Here is an 18680-nt window from a genome sequence, read left to right on the forward strand (position 1 = left end):
CTCACTTCGCCCTCCCGGCAAGGCCGCGCGGGAAGACGCAGATGATCGCGATCACGGCAAGATAGAAGAAGAATTCCCCGAACTCCGGCATCAGATAGCGGCCCGTCGTATCGATCGCGCCGAGCAGCAGGCAGGCGATCAGCGCGCCGGGAATGGAGCCGGCGCCGCCGACGGAGACGACGACCAGGAAGGTCACCATGTAGCGCAGCGCATAATAGGGCTCGACCGGCAAGAGTTCGGCGCCGACCACGCCGCCGAAGGCGGCAAGCCCGACGGCGATGGCAAAGCTCACCGCATAGATGATCTCGGTGCGCACGCCGAGTGCTGCGGCCATCGCCGCGTCATCCACGGAGGCGCGCAGCTTGACGCCGAAGCTGGTCCTTTCGATCGCGAACCAGAGCGCCAGCGCCACGGCGAGGCCGCACAGGATGGCGAAAAGCCGGTGAACGGGGATGGTGCGAAAGCCGAGATCGGCCGAACCCTGCAGCGCCGCGGCAAGCGGTATGGTCTTCAGCGTTGGTCCCATCAGGTAATTGGCGATGCCGATGATGCAGAAAGTGATGCCGATCGTCATCAGCACCTGGGTCAGTTCCGGCGCGCCGTAGATCCGGCGATAGAGGAAGCGCTCGAGAGGGATTGCAATGATGATCGTGGCGACCACGGCAGCGATGATCGCCATGGCATAACCGAGGCCGAGGTCACGTGCGGCATAGGAGGCGATGTAGCCGCCGATCATGGCGAAGGCGCCGTGCGCGAGGTTGACGACGCGCATCAGCCCCATGGTGACGGAAAGGCCGATCGAGATCACGAAGAGCACCATGCCATAGGCTAGCGCGTCGACGGCTATGCTGAAGACTGTCTGCATGGAACTACCTGCTTGAATGCGACGGACCTGGGATTCCAAGTCCGCCGCATGTTCTGACGCCCGATGTTACTTGGTCGCTGCCAGGCCCGGATCGCCCTGCTTCTCGAAGGTCTGGACCTCCTTGTTGATGTAGGTCCCGTCGTCGGCCTTGGCGACTTCGCGCAGATAGATGTTCTGCGTGATGTGGCGGCTTTCCGGATCGATCGAAACCGGGCCGCGCGGGCTCACCCAGGCAAGGCCCTTCACCGCATCGACAGCCTTTTCAGCATCCTGCTTGCCGCCCGTCGCCTCGATCATCTTGTAGATGACATACATGCCGTCATAGGCGCTGACTGCCGGGAAGGAGAGTTCGGCCTTGTTGCCGATCGCCTTGGTGGCCGCCTCGACGAAAGCCTTGTTCTCGGGAGAATCGTGCGACACGGCATAGTGGAAGGTCGTCTGGATGCCGAGCGCGGCGTCACCCAGCGCCGGCAGGTCGGATTCCTGCGTCAGGTCGCCCGGTGCGAAGAACTTGATGCCGGCGGCCTTCAGACCGTTTTCGTTGTAAGCCTTGACGAAGCCGAGCGTCGTCGGTCCCGATGGCAGGAAGGCGAAGACGCCCTCAGCGCCGGAATCCTTGATGCGCTGCATGATCGGGCTGAAATCGTTGGTCGCTAGCGGCATGCGGATCGCCTCGACCACCTGGCCGCCGGCCTTTTCGAAGCCGGTCTTGAAGGCATTCTCGGCATCGACGCCCGGGCCGTAATCGCTGACGACCGAGATTACCTTCTTGACGCCGGCGTCGAAGGCGACTTTTGCGATCGGCGTCGAGGTCTGCCAAGTCGTGAACGAGGTGCGCACAACGAGCGGGCTCTTGGTGACGATCGTCGAGGTCGCGGCGTTCATAACGACCATCGGCACATTGCCCTGCTTCAGGATCGGCGTCACCGCCATGGCATCTGGGGTGAAATAGAAGCCGGCAAGATACTGGACCTTTTCCTTGACGATCAGTTCCTGGGCAAGCGCCTTGGATTGGGCAGGATCGGCCTGCGGCACGTCGCGATAGACGATCTCGACGGTGTCGTTGCCGACCTTGCTGCCATTGGCCGCCATATAGGCGTCGATGCCGGCCTTGAAGTTCTTGCCCTGAAGCGCGAACGGACCGGAGAACGGGCCGATGACGCCGACCTTGATCGTGTCGGCATAGGCGCTCGTGCCCATGACGATGGCCGCAGCGGCGGCCAGAAACAGCTTCCTCATTCTTCTCTCTCCCTTTTCGGCGTACTCCGGCGCCGTATTGAACTTCATGTTAGCTTCTCATGCGAAATGGTGATGTAAAATGAAATAAAACCCCAAACACATGATCTGTTGGTTATGTGTTCTGCGTCCCGAACGCCCGGTGTTCACCGCTGCGCGCAGCCTTCATCCGCAATCCTTCAGAACGGCAACCCCACATAATTTTCGGCAAGGACCGTCGAGGCGGCGCGGGAATGCGTGAGATAGTCGAGTTCGGCCTCCTGAATCCTCTGATCGAAATCACCGGTATCGGGGAAACGATGCATCATCGTCGTCATCCACCAGGAAAACCGCACGGATTTCCACACACGGGCAAGTGCAACCTGCGAATAGGCGTCGATGCCATGATCCGAGCCTTCGCGGTAATGCTCGATCAGCCCGGAGAATAGGTAATGGACGTCGCTGGCCGCAAGATTCAGCCCCTTGGCGCCGGTCGGCGGCACGATATGGGCGGCGTCGCCGACAAGGAAAAGCCGGCCGAAACGCATCGGCTCGGCGACGAAGGAGCGTAAAGGTGCGATCGATTTCTCGAAGGACGGCGCGGTTTTCAACGCCTCGGCGTGGTGCGCCGGCAGACGCCGCCTCAGCTCGTCCCAGAAGCGATCGTCGCTCCAGTCCTCGACCTTCTCGTCGAGCGGACATTGGAGGTAATAGCGGCTGCGCGTCGCCGAACGCATCGAACAGAGTGCAAAGCCCCTCGGATGGTTGGCGTAGATCAGTTCGTGGCTGACCGGCGCCACCTCGGCAAGCAGGCCCAGCCAGCCGAACGGATAGACCTTCTCGAAACTTTTGATCGCCCCTTCGGGGACGGCCTTGCGGCTTGCGCCATGAAAGCCGTCGCAACCGGCGATAAAATCGCAATCGATGCGCCTGGCAGCGCCGTCCTTTGTATAGGTAACGAAAGGAGAGCGGCCGTCGAAATCATGCGGTGCGACATCGGCGGCATCGTAGATCGACAGGGCGCCGCTTGCTTCGCGCCGCTCCATCAGGTCGCGCGTCACCTCGGTCTGGCCGTAGACGGTGACGCGCCTGCCGCCGGTGAGTTCATGCAGATCGATGCGGTGGTCGCGTCCGTCGAAGGCGAGCGAGAAGCCGTCATGCGGCAGGCCTTCGGCGTGCAGCCTGGCGCCGGCTTTGGCCTGGTCCAGCAGACCGACGGTGCCATCCTCCAAAACGCCGGCGCGCACCCGGCCGAGGATGTAGTCCTTGTTGACGCGATCGAGAATGACATTGTCGATGCCGGCTTCGGTCAGAAGCTGACCGAGCAGCAAGCCGGATGGTCCCGAACCGATGATGGCGACCTGAGTTCGCAAATGCTTCCTCCCTCCCATTTTTGCGTTTTGTCAGATTCTGCCGCGCCGACCGGATCGCCACAATGGACATTCCACCCTAAAAATTGCACTAATCGAACATTGGCATGGGAGGGAGCCGATGAGCAGACATATACCGACCTACGAGCTCTACGGCGAAAACGTCGGACGATCGCCGGAATTTTGGTTGCATTGCGAAACAATTCGCTCCCGGAGCAGCCTGCATCAATGGGAAATCCGACTGCACCGCCACGAAAGCTTCTTTCAGATATTGTACATCGAAGCCGGTTCGGGCGATGCGATCTTCGGCGACAGGAGCCATGCCATCCGGCCGCCGGCGGTCATTACGGTTCCCCCGGGGTTCAATCACGGCTTTCGTTTTTCACGCGACATCGACGGTCTTGTCATCACCATATTGCGATCCCATCTCAGCCATCCACCCGGTGAGCGGAGCCATCTCGGCGAATGGCTGGCGACGCCGCATCTGACGCCGCTCGATCCTGATAATGCCGAGGCTGCCCATGTGATGCAGACTTTGCGGCGGCTGGGCGACGAATTCGAAAATCGCCGCAGTGGCCGCAACGAGGTCTTGGCAGCCTACGTCGGTTTGGCGCTGCGGCTGACGGCTCGGATCTCTCATGAGGGGAATTCGGGGGAGCTTGCGTCAAACGAAAACGAGCGACGGATGGACATGCTGGGCGAGCTCATTCAGCAGCATTTTCGATCCCACAAGCCGGCATCCTTCTACGCCAGGGAACTCGGGGTCTCGCCGACGCACCTCACCCGGATCGTCCGGTCGATGACCGGCAGCACGCCGCACGAGCTGATCGCCGCCAAACTCGTCGAGGAGGCGAAGCGTCAGCTTGTCTTTACGCTCGGCAGCGTTCAGGAGATCGGATTCCGCCTCGGCTTTGCCGACCCCGCCTATTTCTCGCGCTTCTTCCTGAAATATGCCGGCGAAACGCCGCGGGTCTGGCGCCTGACGGAAAAGGCCCGACTCGACCGAGCATAAGGTTTTGGCATCCGGCGACGCCGCATTCGCGGGCGCACGTCACCGATGTCTCACGCCGCCGGCCATGTCCAGTTCCGCACCTCCGGCAAGTCCTCGCCGTGTTCCCTGACATAATCGTGATGCTCGGCAAGCTTGTCGCGGAAGGCGGCAAGCGCGTCCGTCGCCTTTTCCTTCAGGCCCGGTACGCGCTCGATCGCTTCGATCGCGAGGTGGTAGCGATCGAGCTCATTGAGGACGGTCATGTCGAAGGGCGTCGTCGTCGTGCCCTCTTCGATGAAGCCGCGGACGTGGATGTTCTCGTGGTTGGTGCGCTTATAGGTCAGGCGATGAATGAGATAGGGATAGCCGTGATAGGCGAAAATCACCGGCTTGTCCGGCGTGAAGATGGCGTCGAAGGCCTCGTCGGTCAGGCCGTGTGGATGCTGGTCCCTGGATTGCAGCGCCAAGAGATCGACGACGTTGACGGTGCGGATCTTCAGCGCCGGGACGGCCTTGCGCAACAGGTCGACGGCGGCAAGCGTCTCCATCGTCGGCACGTCGCCGGCACAGGCCATGACGAGGTCGGGCGCGACGGCGTCTTTCTCGTTGCTTGCCCAGTGCCAGACGCCGATGCCGGCCTCGCAATGTTTCGTCGCCTCATCCATCGACAGCCATTGCGGCTCCGGCTGTTTGCCGGCGACGATGACGTTGATGCGGTCATAGGTGCGCAGGCAATGGTCGCCGACCCAGAGCAGGGTATTGGCATCCGGCGGCAGATAGATGCGGACGATATCGGCCTTCTTGTTGGCGACGAGATCGACGAAACCGGGATCCTGGTGGCTGAAGCCGTTATGGTCCTGGCGCCAGACATGCGAGGTCAGCAGGTAGTTCAGCGACGAGATCGGTTCTCGCCATTCAAGCTCGCGCGTCACTTTCAGCCATTTGGCGTGCTGGTTGAACATCGAATCGATGATGTGGATGAAGGCCTCGTAGCAGGAGAAGAGGCCGTGGCGGCCGGTCAGCAGGTAGCCTTCCAGCCAGCCCTGGCAGAGATGTTCGGAGAGCACCTCCATGACGCGTCCATCGCGGGAGAGATGGATATCATAGGGCTCGATATCCTCCATCCAGACGCGGTCGGTGACCTCGAAGACGCTGCCGAGGCGGTTCGATTCCGTCTCGTCGGGGCCGAAGATCCGGAAATTCGCCGCCGTCGCGTTGCGCTTCATCGTGTCGCGCAAGTAATGGCCGAGAATTTCCGTCGACTGGGCCGCGACGCTGCCGCGCTTGCCGATCTCGACTGCATAGCCGCTTATATCGGGGGTATCGAGTTCCCGGCGCAGCAAACCGCCATTGGCATGCGGATTGGCGCCCATGCGGCGTTTGCCGGCAGGCGCCAGCGCCCGCAGCTCGGGTTTCAGTCGGCCATCGGCGCCGAACAGGTCCTCCGGCCCGTAGCTGCGCATCCAGTCCTCGAGAATTTTGCGATGGCCGTCATTCTCGCGGCAGTTGGAAACCGGCACCTGATGGGCACGCCAGAAGCCTTCGACTTTCTTGCCGTCGACTTCTTTCGGGCCGGTCCAGCCCTTGGGGCTGCGCAGCACGATCATCGGCCAGCGCGGGCAGCCGTCCGGAGCCTTGCCGTCACGGGCCTGGCTCTGGATCTCACGAATGCGGTCGAAGATCCGGTCCAGCGTCGCGGCCATCTGCTGGTGCATGTCGCGCGGCTCATGGCCGTCGACGAAGAAGGGTTCGTAACCGTAGCCTTCGAAGAGGCGACGGAGATCATCGTCTCCGGCACGGCCGAGAACGGTCGGGTTGGCGATCTTGTAGCCGTTGAGATGCAGGATCGGCAGCACGGCGCCGTCGCGGGCGGGATTGAGGAACTTGTTGGAATGCCAGCTCGCCGCCAACGGCCCGGTCTCGGCCTCGCCGTCGCCGACGACGCAGGCGACGATCAGGTCGGGATTGTCGAAGGCGGCGCCATAGGCATGGACGAGGGCGTAACCGAGTTCGCCGCCCTCGTGGATCGATCCTGGCGTTTCAGGCGCCGCATGGCTCGGGATGCCGCCAGGGAAGGAGAATTGCCGGAAGAGCTTGCGCATGCCTTCGGCATCCTCGGAAATATTGGGATAGATCTCGCTGTAGGTGCCTTCGAGATACGTATTGGCAACCATGCCCGGCCCGCCGTGGCCGGGGCCGCATATATAGATGATGTCGAGATCGCGGGCGCGGATCAGGCGGTTGAGATGGGCATAGATGAAGTTGAGGCCGGGCGTCGTGCCCCAGTGGCCGAGCAGGCGGGGTTTGATGTGTTCCGGTTTCAGCGGCTCGCGCAGCAGCGGATTGGCAAGCAGGTAGATCTGGCCGACCGAGAGATAGTTGGCGGCCCGCCAATAGCGGTCGATCTGGGTGAGTTCTGCGTCGGTCAAGGCGGCGGCGGTCGAGACATGCTTTTCCATGGGCTTCTCCCGTTCGAAAACGCGTTCAACGTCAATTCTAGCCGCCGGCGCCGGCCCGCCATTGATCTGGATCAGCGGGCGGCAAGCAGGGACAGCGCCTCGTCGGCGATCACCTGTTCCTCGTCCGTGGCAATGACATGGGCGGTCATGCGGCTTTGCCCGGTGCTGATCGTGAAATCATTGGCGGTATTGGCCTTTGTGTCGATCGAAAGGCCGAGCCAGGCGAGGTGTCTGGCCACGCCGGCGCGGATCTCCGGCTGATTTTCGCCGATGCCGGCAGTGAAGACGACGGCATCGAGGCCGCCGAGCGTTGCCGCCATGCGGCCGATCTCGCCGGCAATGCGCAGCGTCAAGAGGTCGATCGCCTGGCGCGCCTCCGGCCGGCCGTCTTTCAACAGATCGCGTGTGTCGGCGCTGATGCCGGAAACGCCGAGCAGGCCTGAGCGGCGATAGAGCAGATCCTCGATTTCTTCCAGGGATTGTTTTCGCTCTCCGGCCAGATACAGGATGACGCCGGGATCGAGCCAGCCTGGGCGCGTCGCCATCGGGATGCCGTCGAGGGTCGAAAAGCCCATGCTGCAATCGCGGCTGATGCCGCCTTCCAGCGCACAGAGGCTGGCGCCGCTGCCGAGATGGGCGACCACAGCCTTGGCCGCCTGCGGCGCCTTGCGGGTAAGTTCACCGGCGATGAACTTATAGGAAAGCCCATGGAAGCCGTAACGCTTGATGCCCTCGTCATGCAGCGAGCGCGGTATGGCGAGACGGCGGACGAGATCGTCCTGCGTGGCATGGAAGGCGGTGTCGAAGGAGGCCGTCTGGACAAGATGCGGCTTCAGATGCGCCAGCGCGCGGATGAAACGCAGCGCCTGCGGCTGATGCAGGGGCGCAAGCGGCGTCAGCGCATCGATGGCGCCGATTGCCGCGGCGTCGAGGGCGATCGCTTTCGTAAAGCGGTCGCCGCCATGGACGACGCGGTGGCCGGCGGCGCGGCTGGCGGCCATGTCGAAATGATCGGCGAGACGCGCGAAGGTCTCGTCGATGACATCGTGCAGGTCTTCCGTCACCCCGGCCTTCAACGGCATGTCGAATGTCTGCGGCCCCCGGCTCAGTCCGAGTGAAAGCGGTTCGGCGCGGAAATCGATCACGCCCTTGCCGATGCGCCGCGCCTTGGCGCCTTCCATGGCAAAGATGCCGATCTTGACCGTCGAGGAGCCGGCATTGAAGGTCAGAAGCAGGTCGTTCGAGGGCATGTCTTTGCCGACTCCATGCGGTCGTGATGATGGGTCGAACTTAGCGCCGGCGCAGCCGGCGGAAAGGCATCCATTCGTCCGTGGTTATTTTGCCCCGGTGAGCCTATCATCTTCTTCGAGTGCGATTGTGACGCGGCATCTTCATCTTCCCACCCGCGCCACAGCTCGAATTCGGCCGGCAGGTGGTTCTTGCCGCTGTTCGGGCTCGTCCTGGTACTGCGGCCCAAGTCTTTTAAGGCATAGCGTCAGGCCGTTGAGGCCAGACTGGCATTGCGATCGCTGATGAAGATGCCCGCCTCGGCGGCGGGCATCGCCTTGCCGAAAAGATAGCCCTGGCCGATGTCGCAGCCGAGCTGCAGCAGGAAGGCCAGCTGGCCATGCTCCTCGACGCCTTCCGCAGTCGTCTTGATATTGAGGCTTCTGCCGAGGCCAAGCATGGCGCGGACGATCTTTTCCTGGCGTTCGTCGTCGCGATAGGTGGCGATGAAGCTTTTGTCGATCTTGATTTTGTCGAAGCGGTAGCGGGCAAGCTGGGCGAGGCTCGAATAGCCTGTGCCGAAATCATCGAGGGCGATCTGGATGCCGGCAGCATGCAGTTCTTCGAGAATGACGGCGGCGATAGCGGGATCCTGAATCAGCGCGTTCTCGGTTATCTCCACCTCCAGGCGTTGCGGCGGCAGCCGGGTTGCCGACAGCACCTTGAGGATGCGGGATGTCAAGAGCTTGTCTTCCATCTGCACCGGCGAGACGTTGAAGGACAACATGACATGCGCCGGCCAGGTGAGCGCGTCGCTGCAGGCCTGGGCGAGGAGATCCTCGAACAAGGCGGTGATCATGCCGGTTTCCTCGGCAATGTCGATAAAGACCGGCGGCGGAATGCCTATGCCATCCTCGCCCGTCCAGCGCGCGAGCGCTTCGAAACCGCAGAGCTGGCCGGTCTTCAGGTCGATCAGCGGCTGATAGTAGGGCTTGATGTCCTTATTGGCGATGGCGGCGCGCAGCCTGGTTTCCAAGGCGGCGCGCTCGGTTACCTTGTCCTGCATCGAGGTTTCGAAGACGAGAAAATGGTTGGGGCCGCGTGACTTGGCCTCGTACATGGCGAGGTCTGCACGGTGGGCGGCATCTTCCAGCGGTTCGGCTCCTTCAGCCCAGCGATCGTAGCCGACGCTGGCGCCGACTTCGACGGCAAAGCCATCGATATGGATCGGCCGGGTCACGGCCTGGATCAGCAGCTTGGCGAAACGCTCCTCCCGCTGCGCCGTCAGGGCAAAGGCGACGATGATGAATTCGTCGCCGCCGAAGCGGTAGACGCAATCGGCATTGCCGAGCGCGCAGATGCGCCTGGCGACTTCGATCAACAACACGTCACCGCCCTTGTGGCCGACGAGATCGTTGACTTTCTTGAAGCCGTCGAGATCGACGGAAAAGATGGTGACGTTGTCGTCCCATTCCTCGATTTCGGCCTCGTCGTTCTTGATCGGCCGTGCGAGAGCCTTGCGCTCGAAGGCGTAACGGTTCGGCAGCTTGGTCAGGTGATCATGAGTTGCCGTCCAGTCGGCCTTCGCCTGAGCGGCGACGCGCAATTCCATTTCCTTGCGCAGATCGGCAATGCGCAGCACCGAATAGACGAAGCTCATGGCGCCGGCGATGCCGAGCCCGAGAACGAGCTTGTCGGCACCGTATGCGCCGAAATCGGTCATGAATGAAGCGAGGCTGTCGTCGAACCGGAGCAGCGTACCGAGGAGCCAGAGGGTTATCCCCAAACCGACGATCGACATGCATTGCCTTCCGGCTCTGCTCTGGAAAAACACCGGCATTATGCCTTCTCCATCTCCACCCGCGTCGAGATATCACAAAAGTCTGAAATGTTCGTTGAAACCAGAAGGCGAATTATCAGAGGGGGAAGTACGCTGCTGCGCCGTCGGGAGCCTGGATGACGCTTGCGATGCAACCAGGATTGGCATCGCGGCTGTTTTACTGATTTCGACCAGAAGGAGAATAATTGCTGCGGGTGGTTGGCACTGCAACGATCAGGAAGAAGAACGAAGGCGAGCGTGCTGTCGCATGCTCGCCCTTTCTCGTGCTTCAGGCGGTGACGATCAGCAACGGAACGCTGACGATGAGACCGGCCAGAAGCGTGAACGTTGCGAGGCGCATGAAACGCAGGCGCCGCGTCCGTTCTCCACTCCAATCATATGTCATTCTTCCATCTCCTTGGGACAAGGAAGTAGTCCCCGCAAAATCGGGTTCAACAGGGATGACGCAATTTGCTTGTGTAAGGCTGGATAAAATGAGGAATCTCTAATGCTGGAAGCGCAGAGACCAGCGGCTGCCGTTGCTGGTCATGCGAAGGATGGCGAGCGGCTCGACGTCGCTCAGCCAGAAGGAGGAGGGCGGCGCTTGAAGCACATGCGCGACCGCCGCCCGGATGACGGCCGCATGGCTGACGGCGATGACGTGACCGCCGAGGGCCGATTGGGTGTCCATCCAGCCGGCGACGCGCTTTCGCAGATCAACAAGGCTCTCGCCGCCGTGCGGTGCTGCCGCCGGCTCGGTCATCCAGGCCATGAGGCTTTCCGGTTCTTCCGCCTCGACCGTCGCGATCGGCCTGCCGGCCCAGCGGCCGTGGTCGCAATCACGAAGCGCCGGATCCGCCAGGGCTTCGAGGCGTAGCGCCTCGGCGGTCTGGCGGGCGCGCAAGGCGGGGCTCGTGACGATACGATCCGCGCGGGGCAGGGCGGCGATCTTGCCGGCTTCCTCTTCCGCCTTGGCCTCAAGCGGTTCGTCGAGCGGGAAAAGAGCCCTGCGGCTCGCCGCCGTCGCGCCGTGGCAGATCCAGGTGAGGCGCGTATTCACGATCGTTCTGACCTCTCGATACGACTGCAGCGCCGCGCGTCTGTTCCGGCGCCAAAGGACGCTTTGCCGGCTTGCGAAGTTTCGTTGACAGTCTCTTCAGCGTGCAGCTATAACCGGGCTGTTGCGGGTTTGGAAGCCGGTGGAAATCCGGCGCGGTCGCGCCACTGTGACCAGCGTGTCGAAAGCTCTTCGCGCTGGAAGTCAGACCCTGCCGCACAAGCACTCTTTCGACTGAACGCGTCATTCCGGAGGAATACATGTCTGACACCACTTTCACGCCCGTCGCGGCACCGGCGCCGATCCCCGTCGGCGAAATTCTTCCCTGGGCGATCTTCGGCGGCCTGCTGATGCTCATCACCATCTATTTCGTCGGCACCGAGGAAGGCGCGATGGCGCTGTTCAACGGCATGTATGTGCATGAATTCGTGCATGACGGCCGTCATCTCCTCGGCTTTCCCTGCCACTAAGGGAGTTCCCGACATGGTTGGAAACCTTTTGCTTCGCGGCATGTTCGCGGGCGTGATTGCTGGCATTCTCGTATTCGCTTTCGCCCATATCTTCGGCGAACCGCTGGTCGATGCGGCGATCGCTTTCGAAGAGGCGAGCGCGCAGGCGGCCGGGCAAGCGGCCGAACCTGAAGTCGTCAGCCGCGCCACGCAGGCCGGTCTCGGTCTCTTCACCGGCGTTATGGCCTACAGCGTTGCCGTCGGCGGGCTTTTTGCCCTCGCTTTTGCTTTCGTGCATGGCCGCTTCAGCGCTCTTTCGGCGCGTGGCACCTCGGCCGCCATCGCCATTGCCGCCTTCGTGGCCATCGTTCTCGTCCCCGGCATCAAATATCCGGCCAACCCGCCGGCGGTCGGCAATCCCGACACGATCGGCGTCAGGACCGAGCTGTTCTTCCTGATGATCGTTGTTTCGGTCGGGGCGCTGATTGCCGCCGTGGCGCTGTCGCGCCGCCTTTCCGAGCGTTTCGGGCTTTGGAACGGCGCGATCGTCGCCGCTCTCGCCTATCTCGTCTTTATCGGCGTCGTGCTTTATCTGCTGCCGCCGATCAACGAAGTACCGGAGAATTTCTCGGCGATGGTGCTCTGGCGGTTCCGCACGACCTCACTCGGCATGCACGCGATTCTCTGGGCAACGCTCGGCCTTGCCTTCGGAGCGCTGGCGGAAAGACGGCTTGCCCTCAAGGGCGGGCTGCGGCCCGTCTTCCGGTGATTCGGCGCATCGGCAGGCTTGCGGCTCTCGCTCTGATCGCAAGCCTGTTCCCATTGCTTGCGGGAAACACGTCTGCCCATGAGCGCAGCGCCGGCGGCAGCCATGCCGGCCTCGAGATCCCGGCCATTTCGCACGGCGAGATGGCGGTCATTGCCGATTACCGCAGCGGGATTCTCGCGCTGGCGTCGCGGGCGGTCGATACGAACGAACCGTTCCGCCGCGTCCTGAACTACGCCGAAATCCAGTATTCCTATTGCGTCTGGGGCCGAATGCCGGGCAGCGTCACGGATGAGGAGAGCCCTTTCAACGAATGCGCTCATGCCTATCTCGCGGCAACGAAAGCCGTGCTGCTGTCGATGCGGGAGATGCCGCGGGAGGCGGCCGCGGCGGGTGAAATCATCTCGGCTATCGACGCAGATATGGCGCGGCGCGGGCTTGCGCTCATCACCTGCCAGTTCAGCGGCGAGGCTTTCAACACCGCCCAGATCGTCAAGCCAAATTGGAGCAGGGTGCCGCTTCATCCTGCCAGCATGGCATCGTTGACGGGACTGGCTGCCCTGTTCGGTCTTGCTGTCCTTGCGCTTAGAGCCGTCTTGCGGCCGAAGGCTCAGTCGTCGGAATAGCGCTGTTCGCGCCACGGATCGCCATACATGTGGTAGCCGTTCTTTTCCCAGAACCCGGCCTCGTCGGTGGGCATCAGCTCGACCCGGCGCAGCCATTTGGCGCTTTTCCAGAAATAGAGATGCGGCACGACGAGGCGCATCGGGCCGCCATGATCCGGCGTCAACGGCAGACCCTCCCATGAAGTCGCCAGGATCGCGTCCTCGGCGGCGAAATCGGCAAGCGGCAGGTTGGTGGTGTAGCCGTCATAACTCGTCAGCAGGACGTAGGCCGCTTCCGGCTTCGGCATGGCGAGATCGAGCAGATCCCGCGTCGAAACGCCCTTCCAGTTGTTGTCGTAACGCGACCAGGTGGTGACGCAGTGGATATCGCTGATCCTGGTGCTCTGCTCGATCGCCTGGAAGGCGGCCCAGTTGAGGGTGAGTGGCGTTTCGGCCAGGCCGCGGACCTCGAACCGCCAGCTGTCGGTAGAGATGACCGGCTGCTGGCCGAGATCGAGCACCGGCCAGTTCTTGACGAGGTGCTGGCCGGGCGGCAGGCGCTCGGCTTGCGGACGGCTGACGCGACCGGTCAGGAATTTGCCCTCCGCCGCCCAGCGGCGCTTGGAACTGGTCAGCTTGCTGTCGGCGGGCGTCTGGTCGTCGCTCATGAAGCGGTCTCCTTGCGTTGCGGCAATAGGACATTCGGCCGACGGGGTGTCAAGTTTCGGCAGACCCTTGGAAATCCCCGTCCGTATCATTAGACTTGGAGCCCGTCGGGCGTGCCTTGCTGGGGAGTGGAGGCAGAAAGGGAGGAGCCGGATCTGTCTTCGAGATATCGTGCGATAGCGGCGCTGCTCACGGTGCCGATCGTCATTTTCGCCTTCTTCACCTATGGAAGCGCGATTGCGACTCGCGCCTATATGGAAGAAGCCTCGGCGCAGGCGGGAACGACGCTGCGTCTCGCGGTTTCGGCGCTCAGCGGCCATCTCAACCGCTACGAGGCGCTGCCGGCGCTGATTGCCGATCATGACGACATCAAGGAACTGGTCAGCGCGCCTGACGACACGGCGCTGCGTGATGCTGCCAACCTCTACCTCAAGGAGATCAACGGGCTGTTGAAATCCTCCGACATTTATGTGGTGAAGCCGGACGGGGAGACGATCGCCGCCAGCAATTATGATGGACCGGGAAGCTTCATCGGGCAGAATTTCAACTATCGGCCCTATTTCCAGGAGGCGATCGAAGGCCGGCAGGCGCGGTTTTATGCGCTCGGCACGACCTCGCTGAAACGCGGCTATTATTTCTCGGCGCCGATCAGGGTCGAGGCGGACATTCGCGGCGTCATCGTCTTCAAGGTCGATATCGACATGATCGAATCCTCCTGGAGCGGCGGCGAGTACAAGATTTTCGTCTCCGATCCGGAGGGTATCATCTTCATGTCGGGCAGCCCGGAATGGCTCTACGGGGCGATCCTGCCGCTGACGGCCGACCGCATTGCCCGCACGGAAGCCTCCCGGCGTTATGCCAATGCCAGGCTGACAGCGCTGCCGGTGACGCGTCACCGCTTCGAACAGCACGAGTTGATGACGCTGGCAAGCGACCGGGGTGCGAGCGAATATCTGGTGCTGTCGCATTACATGCCGGCCGAGGACTGGACCGTAAACGTGCTGATGGAAACGAGCTCCATCCGGGCTCAAGCGCGCACCGCACTGGTCGCCGTCTTCCTCATCCTCTGCATCGCCGCGCTTGCTGTCGCCGTGCTTCGCCAGCGGCGGGCGCGGCTTGCCGAGCGCATGCAGATGCAGGCCGAGGCGCGCGGCGAGCTGGAGCGGCGGGTAGAGGAGCGCACCGCCGATCTTGCCCGCGTCAACAGCCGCATCGAGGAGGAGATCTCGGAGCGGCGGCTGACCGAACAGCAGCTACGTCAGACCCAGGCCGATCTGATTCAAGCCGGCAAGCTTGCCGGGCTGGGGCAAATGTCGGCGGCTCTTTCGCATGAGTTCAACCAGCCGCTGGCCGCCGCCAAGACCTATACGGACAGCGCCACGGTGCTGATCGACCGCGGGCGAATGGAGGAGGCGCGCGACAATATAAGACGCATCGGCGGGCTGATCGACCGCATGGCCTCGATCAGCCGGCACCTGCGCAACTTCGCCCGCAAGCCGAACGAGAAGCTCGGGCCGGTCCCTCTCGACGAAGCGATGCGGGATACGCTGGAAATCGTCGCATGGCGGCTGAAAGCGGCGGACGCCGAGCTTCGGCTCGACCTCGGGACACGGCCGCCGGTCGTGCGTGCCGGTTCGGTGCGTCTGCAGCAGGTGCTGGTGAATGTGATCTCCAATGCCGCCGACGCGGTGGAAGGGCTGGATGACAGGCGCATCGAGGTTTCGGCTTTCGAGGAGGCCGGCAAGGTGGTGCTGACGGTGCGCGACCATGGGCCGGGTGTGCCGGCGGCGATCGCCGAGCGCATCTTCGATCCGTTCTTCACGACGAAGGGCGTCGGCAAGGGGCTCGGACTGGGGCTTTCGATCTCCTACAACATCGTCAAGGATTTCGGCGGCAGCCTGGCCGCCGCCAATCATCCCGAAGGGGGCGCGGTGTTCCGCATCGAGCTGCAGTCGGCGGCAGGGCTGATGCCGGAGGCGGCGGAATGAACGAAGCGAAGATCCTGCTTGTTGACGACGAGGAGGAGCTGCGCCGCTCGACGGCGCAGGCGCTGGAGCTCTCCGGCTTCAGCGTCGAGACCTTTTCGAATGGCGATCATGTGCTCGAGCTGATCGGCTACAGCTTTCCCGGCGTCGTCGTCAGCGATATCCGCATGCCCGGTATCGACGGTATGACGCTGATGCAGAAGATCCGCGAGGTCGATCCGGAGGTGCCGGTCATTCTCGTCACCGGCCATGGCGATGTGCAGCTCGCTGTGAAGGCGATGCGCGAAGGCGCCTATGATTTCATCGAGAAGCCGTTCACGGCGGAGATGCTTGCCGGCGTCATTCGCCGGGCGATGGAGCGGCGCGGCCTCGTACTCGAAAACCGGCTGCTGAAGGCGGTCGCCGGCAAACGCGACGATATCGAGGCGCGGCTACCGGGACGCACGCAGGTGATGGTGGATCTGCGCTACCGCATCCGTGCGATCGGGGCGAGCGATGCCGATACGCTTATTGTCGGCGAGACCGGGGCCGGCAAGGAAGTGGTGGCTCGCGCGCTTCACGACATCAGCGCCCGGGCAAGTCGGCCGTTCATTGCGATCAATTGCGCCGCGCTGCCGGCAAACCTCATTGAGAGCGAGCTTTTCGGTCACGAGCCCGGCGCCTTTCCGGGAGCGGTCAGGCCGCGTTACGGAAAATTCGAGCACGGGCGCGGCGGCACCATCCTGCTCGACGAGATCGGCTCCATGCCCTTCGACCTGCAGGCGAAGTTCCTGCGGGTGCTGCAGGAACGGGTGATTTCCAGGCTCGGATCGAACGAGATCGTGCCGCTCGACGTCCGCTTCATCGCGACGAGCAAGGTCGATCTGGAGGCGGAGGTGGCAGCCGGCCGCTTTCGCGCCGATCTGCTCTACCGACTGAACGTCGCGACGCTGCACGTGCCGTCGCTGTCGCAGCGGCGGGCGGACGTTCCGCTGCTTTTCCTGCAGCTCGTGCGGGAGGCCGCCGCCCGCTACGGCCGCGACGAGCTCACCGTGCCGCCGGAGGTGATCTCCGACATTGCCCAGCGCGACTGGCCCGGCAATGTCCGCGAATTGAGAAACGCCGCCGACCGTCTGATCCTTGGTCTCGACAATGGCGGGCGGCAAGCCGAGGAGGCGACGGGCCTTGCAGAACGCGTCGCCGAATTCGAGCGGGGCGTCATCGCCAGCGCATTGGTCGCGCATGGCGGCAGCCTCCGGCCGGTCTATGAATCGCTCGGCATTTCCCGCAAGACCCTCTACGAAAAGATGCAGAAATACGGCCTCGACAAGCGGATGCTGTTTACCGACGGCTGATCCTGCAGCATGGCGATGGGTGGATTTCCACCCATCGCAACAGCCGTTTGTTTCCGAATCGACCCATGCTGCGCCGCACTGTCATAGAATCATCTTGTCGAGGCGGTGGCGGTGATTGCGGCTCGATTTTTCCGGGCGGCAAATAGGACATCGCCGGCACGGAGGATGTGCCAGCGGCTTTGCTTGTTTCATCAGGGAGGAAACGATGAAAATCCTGAAGGCCATGCTCGGCCTGACCGCGGCTGCCGCGGTCTCTCTTCTCGCCGGCGCCGCTTCGGCGCAGACCTATCCCGAGCGCACCATCACCATGGTCGTCCCCTTCGCGGCCGGTGGCCCGACCGATACTGTCGCACGCCTCGTCGCCGAATCCATGTCGAAGGATCTCGGCCAGCAGATCGTCGTGGAGAACGTCGGCGGCGCCGGCGGCACGCTCGGCGCCGGCCGGGTGGCGAACGCCGATCCCGATGGATACACCATCCTCCTGCACCATATCGGCATGGCGACCAGCGCCACGCTCTACCGCAAGCTCGCCTATGACACGCTCGGCGCCTTCGACTATGTCGGTCTCGTCACCGAGGTGCCGATGACGATCGTCGCCCGCAAGGACTTCGAGCCGGCCGACCTCAAGGGCTTGATCGACTACGTCAAGGCCAACAAGGACAAGGTGACGGTCGCCAATGCCGGCATCGGCGCCGCTTCGCATCTCTGCGGCATGATGTTCATGAGCGCCATCCAGACCCAGCTGACGACCGTTCCCTACAAGGGCACCGGTCCTGCGATGACCGATCTTCTCGGCGGCCAGGTGGATATCATGTGCGACCAGACGACCAACACGACGAAGCAAATAACGGGCGGCACAATCAAGGCCTATGCCGTGACCTCGCCGAAGCGCCTCGACGTGATGAAGGACATTCCGACGGCGGTCGAAGCCGGCCTGTCGGGCTTCGAAGTCGGCATCTGGCACGGCATCTATACCCCGAAGGGCACACCGGCCGAGATCAACGAACGGCTGTCGAAGTCGCTGCAGGTCGCGCTGAAGGATCCGAATGTCGGCGCCCGCTTCGCCGAACTGGGCACGACGCCGTCTTCCGATGCCGATGCGACGCCGGCTGCGCTGAAGGCCAAGCTCGAAAGCGAGATAGCCCGCTGGAAGCCGGTGATCGAAGCTGCTGGCGAATATGCCGACTGAGGATTATCCTCGTCCAGACATGCTGCGCGAGCCCCTCACCCTAACCCTCTCCCCGCTTGCGGGGAGAGGGGACATGCCATGCGAGACGTGGCGGGAACGGAGAGGTTGCGGTGTGTTCCCTTCTGCCTGTTTACGGGGAGAAGGTGTCAGCAGGCGGATGAGGAGCTAGCTCCTTTGTGACGGCATCACGTCAACCATCTCCAACTTCAGGAGACACCATGAAATCCATCAGTTTCGATACCACCAATGCGATCTGCGGCGCGCTTTTCGTCGCCACCGGCGCCTTCTTCGCCTTCCAGTCGCTTTCGCTCGACCTCGGCACGGCATTGCGCATGGGGCCGGGTTATTTTCCGCTGGTGCTGGCCACCGTGCTCGTGCTGCTCGGCGCGATCATCTTCATTCAGGCGCTGCGTGTCGAAGGTGAGCCGGTCGACGTCTTCGCCTGGCGCGGCATGCTGTTCATCCTGCCGGCTCCCGTCTTCTTCGGGCTGACCGTGCGCGGGCTTGGTTTTGCGCCGGCGCTGTTTTTGACCGCCTTCATCGCTTGCTTCGCGTCGCGCAAGATGAACGTGGTGTCTGCGATCATTCTGTCGCTGCTGCTGACGATCTTTTCGGTCGCCGTCTTCAGTTATGGGCTCGGGCTGCCGTTCGAGCGTTTCGGCCCCTGGGTCCGGTTCTAGGAG

Annotated in this window: 16 protein-coding genes and 1 riboswitch; of the genes, 8 read left to right on the forward strand and 8 right to left on the reverse strand. The window is 62.8% G+C overall.

Features of this window, described 5'->3' with window-relative positions; all coding sequences use genetic code 11:
• Position 1: 1 nt before the first annotated feature.
• The 3 genes from CO671_RS01550 to pobA form a co-directional block, all read right to left on the reverse strand.
• The gene (locus CO671_RS01550) at positions 2 to 865 is read right to left on the reverse strand and encodes a branched-chain amino acid ABC transporter permease (RefSeq protein WP_097604040.1); all 864 of its coding nucleotides are present in this window, start codon (positions 863 to 865) and stop codon (positions 2 to 4) included.
• Positions 866 to 931: 66 nt separating this feature from the next.
• Positions 932 to 2104: an ABC transporter substrate-binding protein gene (locus tag CO671_RS01555; RefSeq protein ID WP_097604085.1), complete on the reverse strand. Its 1173-nt coding sequence runs from the start codon at positions 2102 to 2104 to the stop codon at positions 932 to 934.
• A gap of 176 nt (positions 2105 to 2280) precedes the next feature.
• Positions 2281 to 3453, reverse strand: a complete 1173-nt coding sequence (gene pobA, locus CO671_RS01560) for a 4-hydroxybenzoate 3-monooxygenase (RefSeq protein ID WP_097604041.1) — start codon at positions 3451 to 3453, stop codon at positions 2281 to 2283.
• A gap of 118 nt (positions 3454 to 3571) precedes the next feature.
• Here pobA and CO671_RS01565 point away from each other — a divergent pair, with 118 nt between their 5' ends.
• Positions 3572 to 4462 (forward strand): helix-turn-helix domain-containing protein, encoded by an 891-nt coding sequence (locus CO671_RS01565; RefSeq protein ID WP_097604042.1) that lies wholly within the window; start codon positions 3572 to 3574, stop codon positions 4460 to 4462.
• Positions 4463 to 4512: 50 nt separating this feature from the next.
• On the opposite strand, the gene CO671_RS01570 is transcribed toward CO671_RS01565, so the two are convergent.
• The 4 genes from CO671_RS01570 to CO671_RS01585 form a co-directional block, all read right to left on the reverse strand.
• On the reverse strand, positions 4513 to 6900 hold the full coding sequence (locus CO671_RS01570; protein ID WP_097604043.1) for a phosphoketolase family protein: 2388 nt from the start codon (positions 6898 to 6900) through the stop codon (positions 4513 to 4515).
• A 71-nt stretch (positions 6901 to 6971) separates the two neighbouring features.
• Positions 6972 to 8150 (reverse strand): acetate/propionate family kinase, encoded by a 1179-nt coding sequence (locus CO671_RS01575; protein WP_097604044.1) that lies wholly within the window; start codon positions 8148 to 8150, stop codon positions 6972 to 6974.
• 245 nt (positions 8151 to 8395) lie between these two features.
• Positions 8396 to 9967 (reverse strand): bifunctional diguanylate cyclase/phosphodiesterase, encoded by a 1572-nt coding sequence (locus CO671_RS01580; protein WP_097604045.1) that lies wholly within the window; start codon positions 9965 to 9967, stop codon positions 8396 to 8398.
• 484 nt (positions 9968 to 10451) lie between these two features.
• Positions 10452 to 11006, reverse strand: a complete 555-nt coding sequence (locus tag CO671_RS01585) for a histidine phosphatase family protein (protein ID WP_097604046.1) — start codon at positions 11004 to 11006, stop codon at positions 10452 to 10454.
• A 131-nt stretch (positions 11007 to 11137) separates the two neighbouring features.
• Positions 11138 to 11213: riboswitch (cobalamin riboswitch) on the forward strand.
• Between the two features lie 50 nt (positions 11214 to 11263).
• On the opposite strand from CO671_RS01585, the gene CO671_RS01590 reads away from it, so the two are divergent.
• The 3 genes from CO671_RS01590 to CO671_RS01600 are packed head-to-tail and all read left to right on the forward strand — an operon-like array spanning position 11264 to position 12844.
• Complete coding sequence (locus tag CO671_RS01590; RefSeq protein WP_097604047.1) at positions 11264 to 11473, forward strand: CbtB domain-containing protein; 210 nt, start codon at positions 11264 to 11266, stop codon at positions 11471 to 11473.
• A gap of 13 nt (positions 11474 to 11486) precedes the next feature.
• Complete coding sequence (locus CO671_RS01595) at positions 11487 to 12221, forward strand: CbtA family protein (protein WP_097604048.1); 735 nt, start codon at positions 11487 to 11489, stop codon at positions 12219 to 12221.
• Positions 12218 to 12844 carry a hypothetical protein gene (locus CO671_RS01600; RefSeq protein ID WP_097604049.1) on the forward strand — a complete coding sequence of 209 codons (627 nt, stop codon included), beginning with the start codon at positions 12218 to 12220 and terminating at the stop codon, positions 12842 to 12844. The genes CO671_RS01595 and CO671_RS01600 overlap by 4 nt, the downstream gene beginning before the upstream one ends.
• On the opposite strand, the gene CO671_RS01605 is transcribed toward CO671_RS01600, so the two are convergent.
• Positions 12829 to 13491, reverse strand: coding sequence for a sulfite oxidase-like oxidoreductase (locus CO671_RS01605; RefSeq protein WP_097604050.1), 663 nt, complete (start codon positions 13489 to 13491; stop codon positions 12829 to 12831). The two genes, CO671_RS01600 and CO671_RS01605, sit on opposite strands and share 16 nt — an antisense overlap.
• A gap of 111 nt (positions 13492 to 13602) precedes the next feature.
• On the opposite strand from CO671_RS01605, the gene CO671_RS01610 reads away from it, so the two are divergent.
• The 4 genes from CO671_RS01610 (at position 13603) to CO671_RS01625 (ending at position 18677) form a co-directional block, all read left to right on the forward strand.
• Positions 13603 to 15477: a sensor histidine kinase gene (locus CO671_RS01610; protein ID WP_280953293.1), complete on the forward strand. Its 1875-nt coding sequence runs from the start codon at positions 13603 to 13605 to the stop codon at positions 15475 to 15477.
• Entirely contained in the window at positions 15474 to 16808 is a 1335-nt protein-coding gene (locus CO671_RS01615; protein ID WP_097604051.1) for a sigma-54 dependent transcriptional regulator, read from the forward strand. The genes CO671_RS01610 and CO671_RS01615 overlap by 4 nt, the downstream gene beginning before the upstream one ends.
• A 205-nt stretch (positions 16809 to 17013) precedes the next feature.
• Positions 17014 to 17997, forward strand: a complete 984-nt coding sequence (locus CO671_RS01620; RefSeq protein ID WP_097604052.1) for a tripartite tricarboxylate transporter substrate-binding protein — start codon at positions 17014 to 17016, stop codon at positions 17995 to 17997.
• A gap of 218 nt (positions 17998 to 18215) precedes the next feature.
• Positions 18216 to 18677: a tripartite tricarboxylate transporter TctB family protein gene (locus tag CO671_RS01625; protein WP_097604053.1), complete on the forward strand. Its 462-nt coding sequence runs from the start codon at positions 18216 to 18218 to the stop codon at positions 18675 to 18677.
• Positions 18678 to 18680: the final 3 nt, after the last annotated feature.

The sequence above is a fragment of the Rhizobium sp. M10 genome, assembly GCF_002531955.1.
Classification (GTDB): Bacteria; Pseudomonadota; Alphaproteobacteria; order Rhizobiales; family Rhizobiaceae; genus Rhizobium; species Rhizobium etli_C.

Bases quoted from the DNA above. Each gene is read 5' to 3' on its own strand.
- CO671_RS01605 (WP_097604050.1), bottom strand. From the start codon at position 13,491: ATGAGCGACGACCAGACGCCCGCCGACAGCAAGCTGACCAGTTCCAAG.
- CO671_RS01620 (WP_097604052.1), top strand. From the start codon at position 17,014: ATGAAAATCCTGAAGGCCATGCTCGGCCTGACCGCGGCTGCCGCGGTC.
- CO671_RS01625 (WP_097604053.1), top strand. From the start codon at position 18,216: ATGAAATCCATCAGTTTCGATACCACCAATGCGATCTGCGGCGCGCTT.
- CO671_RS01565 (WP_097604042.1), top strand. From the start codon at position 3,572: ATGAGCAGACATATACCGACCTACGAGCTCTACGGCGAAAACGTCGGA.
- CO671_RS01615 (WP_097604051.1), top strand. From the start codon at position 15,474: ATGAACGAAGCGAAGATCCTGCTTGTTGACGACGAGGAGGAGCTGCGC.
- CO671_RS01590 (WP_097604047.1), top strand. From the start codon at position 11,264: ATGTCTGACACCACTTTCACGCCCGTCGCGGCACCGGCGCCGATCCCC.
- CO671_RS01555 (WP_097604085.1), bottom strand. From the start codon at position 2,104: ATGAGGAAGCTGTTTCTGGCCGCCGCTGCGGCCATCGTCATGGGCACG.
- CO671_RS01595 (WP_097604048.1), top strand. From the start codon at position 11,487: ATGGTTGGAAACCTTTTGCTTCGCGGCATGTTCGCGGGCGTGATTGCT.
- CO671_RS01575 (WP_097604044.1), bottom strand. From the start codon at position 8,150: ATGCCCTCGAACGACCTGCTTCTGACCTTCAATGCCGGCTCCTCGACG.
- CO671_RS01550 (WP_097604040.1), bottom strand. From the start codon at position 865: ATGCAGACAGTCTTCAGCATAGCCGTCGACGCGCTAGCCTATGGCATG.
- CO671_RS01580 (WP_097604045.1), bottom strand. From the start codon at position 9,967: ATGCCGGTGTTTTTCCAGAGCAGAGCCGGAAGGCAATGCATGTCGATC.
- CO671_RS01570 (WP_097604043.1), bottom strand. From the start codon at position 6,900: ATGGAAAAGCATGTCTCGACCGCCGCCGCCTTGACCGACGCAGAACTC.